We start from the raw sequence: 498 nt of genomic DNA, 5'->3' as shown, positions 1-498 counted from the left end.
CTCCCCGGCGGAGACTTATTATTCGGAGGCTTTGTATTTTCTAGCGGAGGTGGGGTAGATTCGCAAGACGGGTGGATTATGCGTACTAATTGTTTAGGTTTTAATGGACCACCAATTTTAGAAGCCAGTGTTAACCATAATGCTGAAACACATACGGTCACGCTTTACAATCATTCACAACGCTTTGGAGACGGCTCTATTGATTGGGGCGATGGAACAATCACCACATTTACCGAGCATGACACCACTGTTTTCACCCATGTTTACACACAAAACGGAGAGTATAACATTCAATTTAATATAAATGCTTGTTACCACCACGATAGTCTTAGTTTTCACCAAACCGTTAGCGGAATTCCCAAATCCGAGCCGCCAATTAGTGAGTTTAGCACCTACCCCAACCCAACAAATGGTCTACTCACCCTGAGTTATAACCCCACTGGAGAAACTTTAAATGCTGGCGTACAAATTTTTGACATGGCCGGACGCTTGGTCTAC

At 44.0% G+C, this 498-nt stretch carries 1 pseudogene; it reads left to right on the top strand.

Features of this window, described 5'->3' with window-relative positions:
* Positions 1–498, top strand: a pseudogene (locus A8143_RS17095) (T9SS type A sorting domain-containing protein); the annotation flags it as partial.

This window comes from Crocinitomix algicola (assembly GCF_001661595.2).
GTDB lineage: Bacteria > Bacteroidota > Bacteroidia > Flavobacteriales_D > Crocinitomicaceae > Crocinitomix > Crocinitomix algicola.
The sequence above is the reverse complement of the archived record's forward strand: the minus strand, read 5'-3'. Positions and strand labels throughout refer to the sequence as shown.